This is a genomic window from Aneurinibacillus uraniidurans (genome assembly GCF_028471905.1).
GTDB classification, from domain to species: domain Bacteria; phylum Bacillota; class Bacilli; order Aneurinibacillales; family Aneurinibacillaceae; genus Aneurinibacillus; species Aneurinibacillus uraniidurans.
On the sequence record NZ_CP116902.1, the window covers coordinates 1,877,412 to 1,892,505 of the forward strand.

Sequence of the window (15,094 nt, forward strand, 5' to 3'; positions counted from 1 at the left end):
CGAAAGTAACTTCGGGACAGCCTCTTTTTTACAAACCCATTGCTACACGTTTTGGCTGCTCAGAAAGCTTGCCGTCCTCGATATAGACAACCCGATCACACACATCTAGCATTCGCTTATCATGCGTAACCATAATCGCCGCTTTTCCTCGTGCCTTTACCTCATCCGCTAACATCTGCACGACAGCTCGACCTCGTTCTGAATCAAGACTTGCCGTCGGTTCATCGGCCAGAATCAGTTCCGGGTCATTCATCAAAGCCCGAGCGATTGCCACACGTTGACGTTCTCCACCTGATAAACTTTCCGGATAATGATCTCTGCGATGAGCTAATCCAAGGTGTGTAAGGAGATCATTTGCTCGTTTTTCAGCTTCTTTAGTGGGGTTGCCAGCTAATTCAGCGATTAGCAGCAGCTGGTCACGGACAGATAAATACGGGATTAGATTGGACGCTTGAAATACGAACCCGATTTTTTCAAGACGAAGTTGGTTCATTTTCTTTGGTGTCAGTTTGCTCACATCTTTGTCACTCAAAATAATCCGACCACTAGAAGGGGACAGCAATGCCCCGGCAATGGAAAGAAAGGTGCTTTTACCAGAGCCGGAAGGACCGACAACGGCTACAAACTCACCTGCTTTAACCTGTAATGACACACCATCCAGCACTTTAACAGATGTATCTCCATCACCGAATACTTTACTAATATTGTCAAGGATAAGTTTGTTACTCATTATGCAGCCCTCCCAATCGCTTCGATCGCATCAATTTTGATCACACGGTATAGTGATAACAATGACCCCAGTACGGCAACCGTTAAAAATAGTACGGAACAGCCTACAACCAACTGTGGATTGAGCGCAAACGGCATACTGCCCGGCAAAATCAAGGACATTCCATACGTAAGCGCAATACTAATCGCAAGGCTCACAATAGATAGGGTGAGTACTTGAGAAATGATGTTGCGGGCCAAATAGCTTGATTTTGCACCGATTGCTTTTAACACCCCGAATTGATTTATTTTTTGGATCGTAATCACGTAGAAGAATACAGCCAATACAAAAGCAGCAATGACAAACAGAAATACGATCATCATCAGTAAGGAGCCTTGTTCTTCTTTATAACCAGGGATGCCTTGTAAAGCCTGGTCTTTACTGATCACTTCAACACCTGATACTTTGTCAGCAAGTTGCTGAGCGCTGTTTTCATCTACGTGCAAGGCAACGGCGTTAAACGCTTGTTTAAATTGCGCATTTGATTCATGAATCGAAGCCCATTCCTGCTTATTCATATGGATGACCGGAGTATGACTAAAAGATTGACCTTCTGTAAATCCAACGATTGTAAACACTTTTCCAGATGCTTGATCTTTTATGTGATCGCCTAGTGCAAATCCGTCATCTTTTAACGAACGATCCGCTATGATTTCATCCGTTGTAGAATTCGTAATCCGTTTGCCTTCCACTACAGTAGGAGCTAGCCTATCATTCATGTCAATCGCGAAAAAGGTTGCATCTGTTTTCTTCGCGGTCTGATTTGGCGTAATTGTGGTCATTTGGACCCCTAGTGGAGTGGCGGCTTGCTTGGCATATTGTTGAATGTCCTTTACTTTTTCTTCTGATAGCATGGATCGGGTTAAACGGTTTTCTGAATCTGTCTGAAGCACCAGGTAATCTGCCTTCATGTTTTGAATCGAGGATGCATTAGCCGAGGATAATCCTTTGGCTAAACCCGACACAAATAGAACGAGCCAGGCAATTAAAACCATAATAAAACCTATTAATAAGTAACGCATTTTCGCATGTTTGATTTCGCGTAATGCAAGAAACATAAGTTGTTCATCTCCATTCTTGTTCGTCTTGATGACAGTATAGAGGGGAAATATGAATGGAAGATGAACACGACATTACAGAAGGGGAAGATAGACGTGGAAAGTTGTTCCTTTCCCTAGCTGGCTTTCTACATGAATTTTTCCATGATGCAGGTCGATAATTTTTTTTGTAATCGCAAGCCCTAAACCACTGCTGCCTTCTTTGCGGTTCCGCGATTTATCGGCGCGGTAAAAGCGGTTAAAAATATAGGGCAGATCCTGTTCGGAAATGCCAATCCCTGTATCTTTGATCTCGATGTGGCATTCTTTATGATCAGTTTGGGTAAGCAGAAGGGAAATCGATCCGCCATGTGGCGTGAATTTAATGCTGTTAGTAATGAGATTGATCCACACCTGCTGAAGCAATTTTTGGTCTGCAAAAATGAAAGTGGAAGAGAGCTTCATATCAATCGCCAGCTCTTTTTCCCGCCAGCTCCATTCGGTCATAAACAAGACTTGTTTAAGCTGAGCGGCCACATCAAATGTGCTTTTTTCGATAATATCCTCTTCTTTATCGAGCGAAGCAAGCATTAATAGCTGCTTACTTAGCAGTGACATCCGCCTGCTTTCGTCCTCAATAATCGATAAGTAATGGCTTCGTTGGCTTGCCGATAACGTGTCGGATTGCAACGTTTGGGCAAATCCCTGGATAGAAGCAAGGGGAGATTGAATTTCATGAGACACATTCGACACGAATTCTTGCCGCATCTCTTCCAGCTGTTCCAAGCTTTTGGCCATCTTAGAGAAGTGATTCGCCAGGTGCCCGATTTCATCCCGCCGATTTACATGCAGTTCAATATTGTACTTTCCTTGTGCCAGTTTTTTAGTCGCTTCTGTCAGTTTGGTAATGGGGTGGACAATATAACGGGTACTAATGATCACAAAACAAATACTTAGCAGTGTAGTGAGCGCCATAAGAAGAGCAAAAAAGACCCGCATTTCTCCAAACTGCAGTTCGATATTAGGGCGGATGAAAAGCGCATGAGGAGTTCCATCAATCATGATGGGCACACCAATTGTATTCGAGAGTACGTTATCAAAAAATCCGGTTATGAAGGCTGTCGAAGGGAACTGGGAAATCCCATGATAAATATGACCATGTAAAACATTTTGGATCACTGTAGGGTCCAGTTCTTTTTTGCGAAAGGCTCCACCATAAAACGATTGATCGCCTTGTTGATTCACCAAAAAAATCTGATAGCCCAGGTTTCCTGTGTTTTGTAAATAATCATGTAAATTACTACGAGGATTATTTTCATAAAAAGCGACGATATCTTGTGCCATATGCGTTATTTTTTCATCGTTGTACGGCTTCAACTTGTATTGATAGTAAACATTTGTGAAAACAAACCCCAGTAAACTACTGATTAGCATCACGAACAGGGTCGTAACAACGATTCGTAAATAAAGAGTCTTCACTTCTTGGCGACCTCCAGTTTATAGCCAACACCGCGCACCGTTTTAATGCTAAAATCGTTCGTGCGCTCAGCAAAGCGGTCACGCAATCGCTTAATATGAACATCCACCGTTCGATCATCCCCGGCAAAATCTGCTCCCCAAATTAATTGAATCAGTTCTTCCCGTGCAAATGTCCGGTCGGGATAGCTGGCGAGTTGTGATAACAGTTCAAATTCTTTCATGGGCAGCATGAGAAGTTGCCCATTACAATCAACCTCATAACTGCTCCGATCAATGATTGTGTCATGCAACTTAATTTTTTCGGCATTTATCATGTGATAACGTCGAAGCAGTGCTTTCATGCGAAATAATAATTCTTGCGGTTCAAATGGCTTTGTGACATAATCATCCGTTCCGACTGCAAACCCTTTTTCTTTATCAACTAATTGATCTTTTGCGGTTAATAAAATAACCGGAATATCGTAATCTTCCCGAATTTCTTGACAGAGTTGAAACCCATCTTTGTTTGGCATCATCACATCGACAATCGCTAAATGAATGGGATGCTCTGCAAGCAATACAGAAGCTTCTTCGCCATCCGTTGCTTGAAAGACGGTATAGCCTGCGAATTGCAGGTGATAGGTCACGAGTTCACGAATGTGAGGGTCATCATCAGCAATTAAAATATGAATCATCGTCACGTACAGCTCCTTATAAGTTACAAGATAAGTAGGATTGCTTTCATTTGGAGTATACATACAAATACGAAAATATGCATCGTTTAAATCGGCTGGCTAGGCATAGTATACACAGTTCATATCCGGTTCACATGCTGTCATCTAAAAGCCTAACGAGACAACGGCGAGCCCGCTCTTTTTTTGCCCGCTTTTTCAAGTACACAGAAGAAATGGATGAGGAGGTATTTTATAGTAACAAAATACTGCGTATAAAACAATTCACAAATAAACAGTTATATGTAAAATAGAACAGGAACATATTACACAATATACAGAATGCACAGGGGACTGAACGTATGAAAAAATGGATCTGTTCACTTTTGACTATATGCTTTTTAGGAACGGGGACGGCGTCTGCTAGCCCGCTTACAGTAAAACCTCAACCACTACCGGCGCTGCAAAGTGAAGCGGCTGTGCTGATGGACGCACGATCCGGTGATGTTTTGTATGAGAAAAACGGAGAGAAAATAATGTTTCCAGCCAGTATCACCAAAATTGTTACAAGTGCGCTGGCGATTGAACAAGGGAAGCTGTCGGATGTCGTGACGGTATCAAAAGATGCACATGATGTCACGGGGACACGTGTATATCTAGCAGTCGGTGAACAAAAGCCGTTAGAAGACCTTGTGTATGCAGCGATGCTAAATTCCGGAAATGATGCGGCTGTTGCCATCGCTGAACATATGGCTGGCAGTAGTGAAGCGTTTAGTAGTCGCATGAACGCATTTGCTAAAGCGGCGGGGGCGACACACACGAACTTTGTGAATCCAGATGGTCTGCCAGACCCGAAGCATGTAACGACAGCGCTTGATATGGCACGCATTATGCGTGTAGCGATGCAAAACCCGACGTTTCGTACGATTGCTTCTACACAGGAGCGAAAATGGGACGGAGCAGAGTGGAAATCGAATCTAGTGAACCATTCTCGCCAGTTCTTACAAAGCTATCCCGGAGCTATTGGGGCTAAGAATGGATTCACACAGCAGGCGGGATTTACGTTTGTCGCGGCAGCAGAGCGGAATGGACAAGAGTTGATTGCGGTTCTATTGAAAGCACCCACACGTAATGAGATTACGAAGGAAGCAGAGCAGCTTCTTACGTACGGATTTACTAATTTCCGTACGGTACAGGTAGCGCGAACTAGTCAGCATTTTACGTATAAAGGAGAAACACTCGTGGCGCGCCGGGATGTGTATACATCGATTCCGGCAAATGATAAATATACAGTGGATACAGATGAAGGGCGTAGTCTGCTTGTTCGATCTACGTCTGGAGCACAGCATCTATATGCTGATACGCTGGATGCACAGCCAGACGACCGTATAGCTGCTCCAGCGTCACAAAGTTTACGTAATGGGTTTATATCTAGAAAAGGTGTAATAGCGGCGGGAATGATCGCATTGGTTGTAGCGGGTGGAATCATGATCTACCGCCGACGTGTAAATCAATAGAAAGAGATCGGAATGCACAAGACGGCGAACAGACGGTATGTGAACTGCAAGCGGCCGGTTGGGAGTGTGATACAAACGGTAGGAGATAGCACATAAAAACGCAGGGAAAGTACTTTTAAAATGACTTTCCCTGCGTTTTATTTATCAATCTTACTGGATATCCGGCACCAGGTTACGGTTTAAATACTGTTCAAGTGTCTCGGCTACGGCAAAAGCAGTGTGGGCCGGAACCTTATTTGCGAAGGAATGTTCACACTTCTCGCGGTATGCCATTGCTTCCGGGTAATCACGCATATGACGGGCGATTACATCTTCCGCATAACCGCGTTTACGCTGGCGGGTGCGAATGGTATCTTCATCGGTATGGATGCAAATCCGAATCAAATTGGAACCGTATACATTTTTGAGCAAATCAGCACCCCGATGATTTAAGATTAAATAAATCGATCCGTTTTGCTGGAGATAGTGTTCAATGTCACGCTCCCTAATTCCGTGTTGAACGTTGTCAAGACGGAGTGTCTCAATGAATTCATTATTCTCCTGCATATGCTGGAACTCATTTTCCGAGATAAAGTGATAATCCTGTCCGTCTACCTCAGCTGAACGACGCGGTCGGGTCGTATATGGAATTACACGCTGCAGTCCAAGTGCCTCACCTACCATATCTGCAATCGTCTTTCGCCCTGCACCATACGGTCCTGTAAACACAAAAATGCGGTTATAATCTTGTAACTGATACATCGTACCCCTCCTTACGTCGATATACCTTTTTGAAAGGTGTTATATTTATAATATTGAAAATATTCTAATCTTGGAATAGGGCAATAGCAACATTTTTAGACAAAAAAAATATGCCGGAGGATGATCCGGCACCAAATGAAGTGAATATCCAGTGAATAACCAAGTTGTTGCAGTTGCAAGAATTAGTATAGGCTTTTTTGTACCAAATAACCTACAAAATTCGACAAAACAGAAGAAGAGCCGATAAAACAGAGAATAGCAAGATTAGGAAGAGAGAGGGACTGTTTTTTTCAAAGCAAGGTATTAAAATACTGCGTATCAATATATAATAAAAAATAACAAAAGGAGGTCACAAACACATGGAGTTCCGCTTCAGTTACCATACAGATTATGAAACCTATCTCATGGAACAAAACCGTGCTGACTTGACGATTGCTTCTTACATGATGGAGATGACGATTTTCTTTGCCTGGTTAGCACGTGTCCATCCCCATCTTGAATTGCATCAGATCAGCTACAAGATCGTAACCGCGTTCATTGATGAAGAATTGCAAGAAGGACGGCAAGTTTCAACCGTGAATAAAAAAATTTCGGCATTGAAATCGTATTTTCATTTCTTATGGCTAAAAGGCTATATCGGTCTTGATCCATGTGCCAAACTTAAACGTAGGCCAGACCTAAAAGAAGAGCAAGCCTTTGCCTTTACGGATGAAGAAATCGACGTACTGTTTCAAACGATTGAATACGATGCCGTAGCGAGACATAAAGAAGAGGCGTATTTGCGCAATATGGCGCTTGTAACGTTGTTCGTCTGGGGAGGACTGCGCATTCAGGAAGCAGCCAATCTCTTATGGCGTGAAATCGTCTGGGAGGGTGAAAGTGCGATTATTGGCATTTCACTTGGAAATATGCGCCGCATCATCATGACACCACAAGAATCCCGATTTTTGCGGCAGTATACCGAACACCCTGGCGTACACGATTCTCCGTTCGTTTTCACATCGCGTCAGGGCGAAAAAATTAGTCCGCGCAGTATTCAATTTATTTTGAATTCGCTTGGAACAAAAGCAGGGCTTCATGTTCATGCTCAGAAACTGCGCAATACGTATGTGATCCGCAAGCTACTCGCCGGATATTCACGTGACGATGTCGCGGATATGCTCGGGATTGAGCAGTTAATTCTACCTGATGCTGTATGGGATGAAGTACAGGAAATGCGCCGCTGATGGTTGTAAATGGGAGGGAATGGGTATAACTAACCGTATATCCAGTGAAGGAGAGCGATTCAGTTGTCTCATATTACAGCCGTAGGAACGGCCTTACCTCCATACATCCTGCAGCAGAATGACGTACGTGATTTTGCACGTCGCTTGTTCGCTGACTCTTTCCGTGATATCGACCGTTTTATGCCCGTATTTTCGAACGGGCAGGTGGAAACTCGTCATTTTTGCGTACCGCTTGACTGGTTTGGAACAGTGCATACATTTGCCGAGAAAAACGCATTGTTTCAAGAGTGGGCCGTACGCCTTGGAGCAGACGCCGCACGGAATTGTCTTACACACGCAGGTATAACTCCAACAGATATCGATCACATTTTTTTCGTGTCTACTACCGGTATTGCCACGCCTAGTATCGATGCGCGGATTATAAATGAACTAGGAATGAACATACACACGAAGCGAACGCCGATCTTCGGGCTCGGCTGCGCAGGGGGAGCGGTAGGATTATCGCGTGCTCAGGAATACGTCCGGACGTTTCCGAAAGAGCGGGTACTGCTTGTAGCCGTAGAATGCTGTGGACTTACATTCCAGCAGCAGGATCGCTCTAAAAGTAATCTAGTTGCCACCTCTTTATTCGCAGACGGAGCAGCGGCTGTGCTCATCGAAGGGGATCACGTCTGTCATTCGCGAGGACTTGAAGTGCTCGATACGATGAGCACGCTTTGGCCGAATACGCACGATGTGATGGGCTGGGATATAAACGAGCATGGCTTACAAGTCATTTTTTCTCGTGATATTCCGACACTTGTTCATACATTGGTACAGCCAAACGTCGATGAGTTTCTGCAAAAGCACAGCATGAGCAGCTCTGACCTGAAGCATTTTATCGCGCACCCCGGCGGAATCAAGGTCATTCAAGCATATGCAGATATACTGGGGCAGCCGCTTGCAAACTTCAACCATGCCCTTGACGTACTGCGCTGCTATGGCAATATGTCATCTGTAACTGTTCTGTTCGTGTTAGAGAAGTTTCTTGCGCAAGGAATCGCACCAGACGAATATGGACTGATCAGCGCTCTCGGGCCTGGATTCAGTTCAGAATTATTGCTTGTCAGAGGGGCTGGAATGAGATGATTTTTTTCTACACCGTATTCGTTTCTCTCATAATTCAGCGACTAGTCGAACTTTGGATCGCTCGCCGCAATCAACAGTGGATGATGGCACATGGCGGCATTGAGATCGGTGCGGAGCATTACCCATTGCTAGTCCTGATGCATATCAGCTTTTTTGCCGGGCTGTGGACCGAAGTCGCGCTCCGAGGGTATGCTATATCTTTTGCCTGGCCAATTTTGTTGGCTGCTCTTATCATCGTACAGGGAATTCGCTATTGGGCGATCACCTCACTCGGACGTTTCTGGAATACACGGATCATCATTATACCTGGGGCTGATGTTGTACGCCGAGGTCCGTATCAGTTCTTGCGTCACCCTAATTACACGGTCGTTATCCTTGAGCTAGCTCTCATTCCACTCTTATTTGATGCATATATCACATGCGTGGCGTTTTCGATCCTAAATGCCTTGATGCTTTCTTATCGTATTCGCGTTGAAGAAGAAGGCTTAGCTTCTTATACTGCCTATACAACCGTTATGCAAAATCGTCTGCGCTTCTTGCCCAAAAAGCCAGAGTGAAAATACGAAAGGTTGTCAGAATTCGCAAAAAGGTTTAATGTAGTAAGTACTATCCTACAAAAAGAAACAAGGTGGCTAGAGAGACATGAACTATACTTTTGCACAACGATGCGGCAGCTTCCAACCGTCTGCTGTACGAGACATCCTTAAAGTCATCAGCCAGGGAAATGTTATCTCATTCGCAGGCGGACTGCCGGATGACAACTTATTTCCACTTGATGCTGTACGAGACGCCTATGAACGCGTATTCGCGAGCGGAAAACATACGTTACAGTATGGATTAACGCAGGGATATGGCCCACTACGCGAAAAAATTGCTGAACGCATGACTCGCAAAAATGTACATATGAGCGCTGATCAGATTTTGCTGACGACGGGTTCGCAGCAAGTTATTGATCTTTTTTCTCGAATTATGCTGGATCCAGGTGATACGGTACTCGTCGAAAATCCAACCTATCTGGCAGCTTTGCAAGTTTTCCAATCATACCAGGGCAAAGGCATTGGAGTTGATTCAGATGCAGACGGCATGCTGCCGGATGATCTTGAAGAAAAACTAAAAACGTACAAGCCAAAATTCATCTATGTCGTTCCGACATTCTCAAATCCGGCTGGTAAAGCATGGTCGCTTGAACGTCGCAAAGAAGTACTGCGCCTCGCAAAAAAATACAATGTTGTCATTTTAGAAGATGATCCGTATGGTGAAATTCAATTTAACGAGAACGAGACGTATGCTCCGATCGCATCGCTCGATAATGGAGAAACTGTGCTGTACACAAGTACGTTCTCTAAAACGGTTGTTCCGGCGCTTCGCACAGGCTGGGTAATGGGACCAAAACCGCTTATCCAAATGATGAACCAGACGAAAGAAGCAGCCGATCTGCATTCAAGTTCGCTTGACCAGCAGGCGCTGTATCAGCTGATGGCTCACTTCGATCTGGATGCACACATTGCAAACTTGCGCACGGTATACAAAGAACGAATGAACGTGATGCTTGACCTCCTTGAGAAAACAAACCTGCCAGGACTGAAATACGTAGCACCGCGGGGCGGGATGTTCTTCTGGGTAGAGCTGCATGAGCAGATCAATACAACAGCACTGTTCAGCAAAGCAGTAGAAAACGGCGTCGCGTACGTACCAGGCGCACCATTTTATGTCGGGGAACCGAAGTATAATGCGTTCCGTCTAAACTATACGTATTCCGTACCAGAGAAAATTAACGAAGGTATGAGCAAGCTCGTACACGTATTAGAAGAAGCGTATAAACCGATCAATCAATAACGTAAGCAAAGAGAGCCTGCAATGGCTCTCTTTTTGTTGTACAATATAAAACGAAATTCATACAGAAGAGGAACGCGAAAAATGATTCAAGGTGTGATTCTCGCCGGAGGAAAAAGCTCACGCATGGGTGGTCAACCAAAAGAACTACTGTCCGTAAAGGGTGAACCGCTGATTGTTCGTACCTGTCGGCTACTTCAACAAACCGTACAATCCTGTCTCGTTATTAGCAATCATGCAGAACGTCTCACCATGCTGCCTCCCTCTATTTCCATTTACCCCGATGACATCAAAGAGCAGGGCCCACTTGGAGGAATGGCAACCGCGATGCGTGTCAGCGCACACGATCTTCTACTAGTAGTCGGCTGTGATATGCCTGAGCTCAATGAAGACATTCTCTATAAGCTAACGATGTACGCACCGCAACTAAAAAGTGGACAACTAGATGCAGTTGTGCCCGAGCAGGCTGACGGACGATTACAGCCACTCTGTGCCTTATACCATCGACGCATACGTCCTGTGATTCTTGACCAGCTGTCAACAGAAAACAAACGTATGCGAACGATGCTTGACACGATCAACGTGGCATATCTTCCTGTACAGCAGGATTCCACCAAGGTATTCTATAATCTCAATACACCAGCTGATTATGAGACACTTAGAAAGGAAGAGACAAAATGAGATTTCACCGTGATCCCATCACTGTGGCAGAAGCCCAGCAGCGCATTCTGGCACATATAACACCAGGAGATATTGAAAAAATCTCCCTGTTCGAAGGCGAAGGACGCCGTCTAGCAGAAGCGGTTATCGCGACCAGCGATGTGCCTCATTTTAGTAAATCACCGTATGACGGATTTGCCGTACGCTCCGCTGACACGATCGGAGCAAGCATACATAACCCAATCGAACTTGAAGTCATCGGCGCCATCGCGTGTGGAGATGCCCCTGACTTTTGTGTGGAAGCCGGCCAGGCCGCACGCATTATGACTGGAGCTGCCATCCCACAAGGGGCAGATTGTGTCATTATGTTCGAGATGACAAGTGAGAACGAAGCGCGTGTCGACCGAATTGTCGGGATCAAAAAAGAAATGAAGCCAGGCGAAAACATCATTTTTCAGGGAGAGGAAACAAAAGCAGGCACATGCCTGATCGAAGCCGGTACACGTATTGGACCGGGTGAGATGGCGATTCTTGCGACATTCGGTTACGCGCATGTTCCTGTCTATCGCCTGCCACGCGTCGGCATTCTTGCTACCGGATCAGAGCTTTTGCGTCCGGAAGATGAACTTACATACGGTAAAATTCGGAACAGTAACAGTTATATGACCGCAAGCCAGGTCCGTCAGGCAGGAGGGATTCCGATCCTGTATGGTAATCTGGAAGATGATCCTGATCTTGCGGTCGCCAAAGTGCAGCAGATTTTATCCGAGACAGACTTCCTTATTACATCCGGTGGCGTATCCGTTGGGGATTTTGATGTCATGGTTGACGTATTTACCCGACTTAATGCCGATCTACTATTCAATAAAATCAAAATGCGCCCAGGCAGTGTGACATCTGCGGCCCGGGTTGGCGAGCAGTTTATTTTTGGTCTATCTGGTAATCCGGGTGCCTGCTTCGTAGGATTCGAACTATTCGTTCGTCCAGCATTACAGGCTTTACAAGGTAAACCGCAGGCACTACCAAAAGAGATGCAGGCAAAGCTTGGCATCGATATGAAAAAACCGTCACCGTTTACCCGTTATGTGCGCAGCTTTTGGACAATCGAGCAGGGCGAGACGGTTGTGCGCCCGGTTGGCATGGATAAGTCAGGTGTGGTGACGAACATTACAGATGCGAACTGCCTTATGTGCATTCCAGCAGGTGGGGCGGGGGCAGCAGCGGGTGATCTCGTCACTATTCTGCCTCTTCCGTATCGTGCTGGAGAATAGGAGGAATACATCATGAGAATTCCCCCCATCTTGCAAGTTGTCGGCTACTCGAATAGTGGGAAAACAACCTTGCTATGCAAATTGATTGCTGACCTGTCGAGCCGGGGCATACGTGTTGGCACGATCAAGCATGATGCCCATACATTCGAAGTGGACAAGCCGGGTAAAGATACGTTCCGCCATCGGGAAGCAGGTGCGCATGTTGTCTCGATCACATCCGCTGATAAAACAGCGATCATGATCCAGGAACACCGCTCAATTGAACAGCTGCTTCCGTATTATAGCGAAGTCGACCTGGTGCTGATTGAAGGATATAAATTTGCCACCTATCCTAAATTTGTCGTGTTGCGTGAGTCATCTCACGCAGCACTGCTGGTAGATGTTACGGATATAGAAGCTGTGGTAGTATGGGATAACGTACGTGTTGAACATGATCCCTGCTACGATATTAATGACGTAGCCGGAATCATCTCACACATTATGACCTGGCTCAAACAAAAAGAGGAGGAAGTCCGTTGAGTTTATTTGAAATTATAGAAACACCGATTGCAGTAGAGTCGGTGATGAATAAAGTCGTACATCCGAACTGTGGCGCTATTAACTTGTTCGTCGGAACAGTTCGTGAGCTGACAAAAGGCAAAAAAACGCTGCATCTTGAATACGCCGCCTATAAGGAAATGGCTGAGAAGCAGCTCGCCCGAATCGGGGAGGAGATTAGCGAGCGCTGTCCCGAAGCAATTGTCGCAATCACTCATCGGATTGGCCGCCTTGAGATTAGTGACATCGCGGTTGTGATCGCTGTCGCGACTCCGCACCGTGCCGACTCATATGAATACTCACGGTATGCGATCGAACGCATTAAAGAAATTGTTCCGATTTGGAAGAAAGAACACTGGGAAACCGGCGAAGCATGGATTGGAGATCAGAAGGAAATAACCGCCTATCCGACAGGAAAACCGGAATGTGCGAACGGGGGGGAATAACAATTGATTACCATCAAACTATTTGCCGCAATGGCAGAAGAAGCTGGACTGGAGAATATACAGATTCCTTATCAGGAGGGATTGACAACAGAAGGTGTAAAACAATGGCTTACAGAAACTTACCCTACGCTGGCTGCTAGGGTTCCGGCTGCAATGGTCGCAGTCAATCAAACGTTTGTCTCAACTGAGCGTATGCTGATGGACGAAGATGAAGTTGCTTTCATCCCACCGGTAAGTGGAGGCTGATATCATTTTCTATTTAGAAAAAATATCGCTGTTTGAGGAAGGAGACTCATTTGTTACGTGGATTAATCATAAACATTGCTATTTTTACCTCCATTCTTTTTGTGTTTAGTCACCTATTTAAAAATAATATTCCCTCTTTACGTTCTCCTTTGAACGTAAAGTTACGTGTAGGGATCGGACAGGGACTTTTTGGGACTTCCCTTATGTTTTTTACCATCCCTATTACTTCAACTACTATTGCAGACCTTCGACATCTTTCTATCGTTACAGCTGCCTATTTTGGAGGGCTTCCGGCTGCTTTATTAACAGGAAGTATAATTAGTATATCTCGCATTTTACTGTTCGGAGGAATTACCAAGGCTTCTATCGTTGGGTGTGCGAATTCCCTTATTATGGGCCTGCTATGTGGTATCATAGCTCAAAGCGTACAAAACACCAGAAAAAAATGGATGCTCATGAACGTGATATGTATATTCGTTATTTTTGCATCCTTTGCTATTCTCATTCCGAATCAGCAACTTTTATATACTACTTTCCTATATTACGGATTTTCCTCGATACTAGGAGCTCTTTTTGCAGGGTTTTTACTTCGATATCTTCTACGAACAAACCGCATCGACCAAAAGTTAAAAGAGAGTGAAGAAAGAATCCGTCGTCTCATAGAATTACTTCCAGATGCCCTGATTGTTCATACGAATGGAATAATTGTATACGCTAATAAAGTGGCACAACAATTATTAGCAGGTTCAGAGGCATGTTCAATCATAGACAAAAAAGTTCTCGACTTTGTTCACCCAGATTCGATGGAGACCGTTACACAACGTATAAAAGGGTTACATACTACTGAACATGCATCTGTGGGTCTGATAGAAGAGAAATTAGTCGCACTTGATCAAAAAGTCTTTCATGCTGAAGTTGCTGCTTCCTCTATTTTCCACCAAGGGAGTCCTTCTGTCTTAACGGTATTCCGGGATATATCCGAGCGTAAACTGGCGGAGCAAAAGTTAAAAGAGGCAAACCAGCGGCTAGTATTTCTTTCATCCAAAGATGGTCTTACAGGTATCGCAAATCGACGCATTTTTGATGAGACACTCGAAAGAGAGTGGCGTACATGTCAACGGGAGCAAGTTCCTTTATCTCTTATTATGTTTGATATTGATCATTTCAAACTATACAATGACACATACGGGCACGGTGGAGGAGATGAATGTTTAAAACAAATAGCGGTAGCAGCCGAGAAAATTGTGCAACGTCCCGATGATTTAGTAGCCCGTTATGGAGGAGAAGAATTTGTCATTATTTTACCAAATACTGATGAAACAGGAGCTTTTCTTATAGCAGAACGTGTACGCTCCTGTATTGAATCACTGCAAATTCCCCATGCGAGTTCCCCAGTAAGCTCAGTCGTTACTAGTAGTGTAGGAGCAGCAACATGTACGCCTTCAGCTACTGAAAGTGCGGAGGCTTTATTGAAACGAGCCGATCAAGCTCTATATGCAGCTAAAAATAATGGACGAAATCAGGTTGTCCAAGGCCAAATTCCTTAGAGCAAAG

General features: G+C 44.8%; 16 protein-coding genes. 11 read left to right on the forward strand and 5 right to left on the reverse strand.

Features of this window, described 5'->3' with window-relative positions; translation table 11 throughout:
• Positions 1 to 28: 28 nt before the first annotated feature.
• The 4 genes from PO771_RS09420 to PO771_RS09435 all read right to left on the reverse strand — a co-directional run bounded on the left by PO771_RS09420 (position 29) and on the right by PO771_RS09435 (position 3,959).
• Positions 29 to 730: an ABC transporter ATP-binding protein gene (locus PO771_RS09420; RefSeq protein WP_422664992.1), complete on the reverse strand. Its 702-nt coding sequence runs from the start codon at positions 728 to 730 to the stop codon at positions 29 to 31.
• Positions 730 to 1,827 (reverse strand): ABC transporter permease, encoded by a 1,098-nt coding sequence (locus tag PO771_RS09425; RefSeq protein WP_272563018.1) that lies wholly within the window; start codon positions 1,825 to 1,827, stop codon positions 730 to 732. Before PO771_RS09425 ends, PO771_RS09420 begins: the two co-directional genes overlap by 1 nt.
• 75 nt (positions 1,828 to 1,902) lie before the next feature.
• On the reverse strand, positions 1,903 to 3,285 hold the full coding sequence (locus PO771_RS09430) for a HAMP domain-containing sensor histidine kinase (protein WP_272563019.1): 1,383 nt from the start codon (positions 3,283 to 3,285) through the stop codon (positions 1,903 to 1,905).
• The gene (locus PO771_RS09435) at positions 3,282 to 3,959 is read right to left on the reverse strand and encodes a response regulator transcription factor (protein ID WP_272563020.1); all 678 of its coding nucleotides are present in this window, start codon (positions 3,957 to 3,959) and stop codon (positions 3,282 to 3,284) included. Before PO771_RS09435 ends, PO771_RS09430 begins: the two co-directional genes overlap by 4 nt.
• Positions 3,960 to 4,297: 338 nt before the next feature.
• Between PO771_RS09435 and PO771_RS09440 the strand changes: the two genes are divergently transcribed.
• Complete coding sequence (locus PO771_RS09440; RefSeq protein WP_272563021.1) at positions 4,298 to 5,452, forward strand: D-alanyl-D-alanine carboxypeptidase family protein; 1,155 nt, start codon at positions 4,298 to 4,300, stop codon at positions 5,450 to 5,452.
• Positions 5,453 to 5,602: 150 nt separating this feature from the next.
• Here the strand turns inward: PO771_RS09440 and PO771_RS09445 are convergent, their stop codons facing one another.
• Complete coding sequence (locus PO771_RS09445) at positions 5,603 to 6,193, reverse strand: guanylate kinase (protein ID WP_272563022.1); 591 nt, start codon at positions 6,191 to 6,193, stop codon at positions 5,603 to 5,605.
• Positions 6,194 to 6,552: 359 nt separating this feature from the next.
• Between PO771_RS09445 and PO771_RS09450 the strand changes: the two genes are divergently transcribed.
• The 10 genes from PO771_RS09450 (at position 6,553) to PO771_RS09495 (ending at position 15,087) form a co-directional block, all read left to right on the forward strand.
• Entirely contained in the window at positions 6,553 to 7,419 is an 867-nt protein-coding gene (locus tag PO771_RS09450; protein ID WP_272563023.1) for a tyrosine-type recombinase/integrase, read from the forward strand.
• A 63-nt stretch (positions 7,420 to 7,482) separates the two neighbouring features.
• The gene (locus tag PO771_RS09455) at positions 7,483 to 8,547 is read left to right on the forward strand and encodes a type III polyketide synthase (protein WP_272563024.1); all 1,065 of its coding nucleotides are present in this window, start codon (positions 7,483 to 7,485) and stop codon (positions 8,545 to 8,547) included.
• Entirely contained in the window at positions 8,544 to 9,104 is a 561-nt protein-coding gene (locus PO771_RS09460; RefSeq protein ID WP_272563025.1) for an isoprenylcysteine carboxyl methyltransferase family protein, read from the forward strand. Before PO771_RS09455 ends, PO771_RS09460 begins: the two co-directional genes overlap by 4 nt.
• Before the next feature lie 85 nt (positions 9,105 to 9,189).
• Positions 9,190 to 10,383 carry an aminotransferase-like domain-containing protein gene (locus PO771_RS09465; RefSeq protein ID WP_272563026.1) on the forward strand — a complete coding sequence of 398 codons (1,194 nt, stop codon included), beginning with the start codon at positions 9,190 to 9,192 and terminating at the stop codon, positions 10,381 to 10,383.
• An 81-nt stretch (positions 10,384 to 10,464) separates the two neighbouring features.
• A complete protein-coding gene (gene mobA / locus PO771_RS09470; RefSeq protein WP_272563027.1) occupies positions 10,465 to 11,061 on the forward strand; it encodes a molybdenum cofactor guanylyltransferase in 597 nt (198 codons plus the stop codon).
• Entirely contained in the window at positions 11,058 to 12,311 is a 1,254-nt protein-coding gene (locus PO771_RS09475) for a molybdopterin molybdotransferase MoeA (RefSeq protein ID WP_272563028.1), read from the forward strand. The genes mobA and PO771_RS09475 overlap by 4 nt, the downstream gene beginning before the upstream one ends.
• A 12-nt stretch (positions 12,312 to 12,323) precedes the next feature.
• Positions 12,324 to 12,830 carry a molybdopterin-guanine dinucleotide biosynthesis protein B gene (gene mobB / locus PO771_RS09480; protein WP_272563029.1) on the forward strand — a complete coding sequence of 169 codons (507 nt, stop codon included), beginning with the start codon at positions 12,324 to 12,326 and terminating at the stop codon, positions 12,828 to 12,830.
• Positions 12,827 to 13,294, forward strand: a complete 468-nt coding sequence (locus PO771_RS09485) for a molybdenum cofactor biosynthesis protein MoaE (protein WP_272563030.1) — start codon at positions 12,827 to 12,829, stop codon at positions 13,292 to 13,294. Before mobB ends, PO771_RS09485 begins: the two co-directional genes overlap by 4 nt.
• Before the next feature lie 3 nt (positions 13,295 to 13,297).
• On the forward strand, positions 13,298 to 13,540 hold the full coding sequence (gene moaD, locus PO771_RS09490; RefSeq protein ID WP_272563031.1) for a molybdopterin converting factor subunit 1: 243 nt from the start codon (positions 13,298 to 13,300) through the stop codon (positions 13,538 to 13,540).
• Between the two features lie 50 nt (positions 13,541 to 13,590).
• The gene (locus PO771_RS09495; protein WP_272563032.1) at positions 13,591 to 15,087 is read left to right on the forward strand and encodes a diguanylate cyclase domain-containing protein; all 1,497 of its coding nucleotides are present in this window, start codon (positions 13,591 to 13,593) and stop codon (positions 15,085 to 15,087) included.
• Positions 15,088 to 15,094 lie beyond the last annotated feature (7 nt).